Here is a 2,827-nt window from a genome sequence, read left to right as displayed (position 1 = left end):
GCCGGGCCGGCCGGCCCGCCCGGCCCGCACCCGTGGGTCCGGCCGGCCGCGACGGCACCGGCCGCCGCGGTCAGCCGGGCGACGGCGTCGTCGGCGTCCTGCGCGACCACGGCCAGGCGCTCCGGGAGCGGCGCGCGGTGGGCCAGCGTGGCCGCCACCCGGGCCAGCGGCGGCCGGTCGGCGGCGAGGGTGTCCGCCAGCTCACGGGCGTACCGGGCCAGCCCGGCCCGGTCGCGGGCGCTGAGCACCAGGAGCTGCGGCTCCTCGGGCGTCGTGGGGAGGGCCGGTGCGGTGCACTCCTCCAGCACCAGGTGCACGCCGGTGCCGCCGAAGCCGAAGGCGCTCACCCCGGCCCGGCGCGGCCGCCCGGAGTCCGGCCAGGCGGCCGGCGAGGTCGCTACGGTCAGCCCCGCGGCGTCGAGGCCTGCGCGGTCGGCCGGCTCGAACTCCGGCTGCGGCGGGATCACGCCCCGGTGCACGGCCAGGACGGTCTTGATCAGCCCGGCGATCCCGGCGGCGTTGAGCGAGTGCCCGAGCACCGCCTTCACCGCGCCGAGGTGGGCGGGCGCGGCGCCGTCCCCGCGCAGTTCGCGCAGCACCCCGACCTCGACCGGGTCGCCGACCGTGGTCCCGGTGCCGTGCGCCTCCAGGTAGTCCACCGAGTCCGGGGCCAGGCCCGCGTCGCGGTAGGCGCGGCGCAGGGCGCGCAGCTGCCCGGCGGCCTGCGGGTGCAGACCGCCCTGCACGGTCCCGTCGTTGGCCGTGCCGACGCCGCGGACCACCGCGTAGACCCGGTCGCCGGCCGCCAGCGCGTCGGCCAGCGGCCGCAGCACCAGGACCCCGGCGCCCTCACCGAGCACGAAGCCGTCGGCCTGCGCGCCGAACGGCAGGCACCGGCCGCTGCGCGAGACGGCGCCGATCCGGCACAGCCCGACCAGCAGGTCGGGGGTCAGCATCAGCTGGGCGCCGCCCGCGAGGGCGATCCGGCACCGGCCCGAGCGCAGCGCGAACACCGCGTTGGCCACGGCCATCAGCCCGCCCGAGCAGGCGGAGTCCAGCGCGTAGCTCTCGCCGTGCAGGTCGAAGACCGAACTGATGGTGTTCGGCCCCATGTTGAGCAGCAGCCCGGCCACGGAGGAGCCGCGCAGCCCGTCGACCGCGCGGACCGCTTCCCGCCACCCGGGGCCGGTCGCCCGCGCCCCGAACTCGCCGCCGGCCAGCTGCCGCATCCGGATCTGCAGGGCGCTGATGTCGCGGTAGCCGCTGTCGGTGAGCGAGGTGATCACCGAGGTCTCCTCGCGGTCGAAGCCCCCGGCCTCCCACCCCGCGTCCTGGAGCGCCTCGCGGGCGAGGTCGAGCAGCAGCCGGTGCTGCGGGTCCATCGAGCGGGCCCGCCGCGGCGGGATGCCGTAGTGCGCGGCGTCGAAGTGGCCGACGTCCGGCAGCAGCGCCATGGTGTCCGTGTAGGCCGAGGAGGCGTCCCGGAAGTAGTCGCCGAGGAACGCGGCGGTGCGCCACCGCGAGTCCGGGACGCGGGAGAACTGCGCCTGCGGGGCGGTGAGCAGCCGCCAGTAGCGGTTGAGGTCGCGCGCGCCCGGGAACCGGCAGGCCATGCCCACGATCGCGACGTCGTCCCGCCGCGAGGCCGCCGGGCCGGACGCGCGCCCGTCTGTCGCGGGGATCACCGGGCCGCGGCCAGACGCTCGCGCCACCAGGCGACCGTCGCGCCGGCCTGCTCGTCGACCGGGGTGGCCCGGACCGTGAACGCGGCCTCGTAGGCGCCGGAGTCGACGACGAACGGTGCGTCGAACTGGTAGCGGATCTCCTTCAGTTCGCGGATCAGCGGGGAGAGGAGCGCGGCGGCCCCCAGGACGACGGGCGGCATCCGGCGGACGGCGACCGGTCCGGTGCCGGCCGCGGCGGCCAGCCGGCCGACCATCTCCCGGGTGGACAGCGCGGGGGCGGTCGGGGCGTGCCAGGCCCGGCCCCAGGCCCGTTCCTCGCCGGCGAGTTCGACCAGGGCGGCGGCGACGTCGGGCAGGTACGTCCAGCTGTGCGGGGCGTCCGGGTCCCCGAGCGTGGAGACCGGCTTGCCGCGCAGCACCCGGGGTACGACCCGGGCGGCGAGGTGTCCGCCGTCGGTCACGCCGGGCCCGAAGAAGTCGGAGGCGCGCAGCTCGACCGCCCTGATCCGGCCCTGTTCGTGCAGGCTCCGGGCCTGCTCCCAGGCCCGGGCGCGCACCCGTCCCTTGGGGCCGGTGGCCGCGAGCGGCAGGTCCTCGGTCATCGGGCCGGACACCGGGCCGTAGCCGTAGAGGTTGCCCAGCATGACCAGGACGGCGCCGGTCGCCTCGGCCGCCGCGCAGAGCGACGCGGCCAGCGGCAACCACTCGTCCGCCCAGCGGTGGTAGGGCGGTGCGGCGCAGGCGTGGATCGCGGCGGCGCCCCGCGTCGCCTCGATCAGCCGCCCGCTGTCGGTCGCGTCCAGCGCGACGTGTTCGATCCCGGGTTCCGGGCTCCGGCCCGACCTGGTCACGACCCTTACCGTATGGCCCCGTTGAGCCAGCAGCCGTGCGGTGGTCGCTCCGGCGGGCCCGAATCCAATGACGACATGAAGGTTCACGCCCGCACCCTAGCCCGGTCATGTACAGCTCTTGTTTCAGCCGCGTCGGCGCTGTGCCACCGCTGCGGCCGGGCCGTCGGCCGGGGCCGGGGCGGTGCCGTCGCGGGGGTGCGCGCGGTGGGGCCGCAGGTTCGATCACCAGGTACAGCGGGATGTGCATCAGCGGGTAGTCGCGGACCTTGCCGACAAGGTCGTTCTCCGGGT

General features: G+C 77.1%; 2 protein-coding genes. Both read right to left on the bottom strand.

The features are described 5' to 3' along the window. The coding region (locus tag ABZ885_RS38680; RefSeq protein ID WP_360199517.1) for a beta-ketoacyl synthase N-terminal-like domain-containing protein at positions 1–1,613 on the bottom strand (1,613 nt) is incomplete at its 3' end. A gap of 68 nt (positions 1,614–1,681) precedes the next feature. Further along, positions 1,682–2,623 carry an NAD-dependent epimerase/dehydratase family protein gene (locus ABZ885_RS38675; protein WP_360199515.1) on the bottom strand — a complete coding sequence of 314 codons (942 nt, stop codon included), beginning with the start codon at positions 2,621–2,623 and terminating at the stop codon, positions 1,682–1,684. Positions 2,624–2,827: the final 204 nt, after the last annotated feature.

The organism is Kitasatospora sp. NPDC047058 (assembly GCF_040643935.1).
In the GTDB taxonomy this organism is placed as follows: domain Bacteria; phylum Actinomycetota; class Actinomycetes; order Streptomycetales; family Streptomycetaceae; genus Kitasatospora.
The sequence above is the reverse complement of the archived record's forward strand: the minus strand, read 5'-3'. Positions and strand labels throughout refer to the sequence as shown.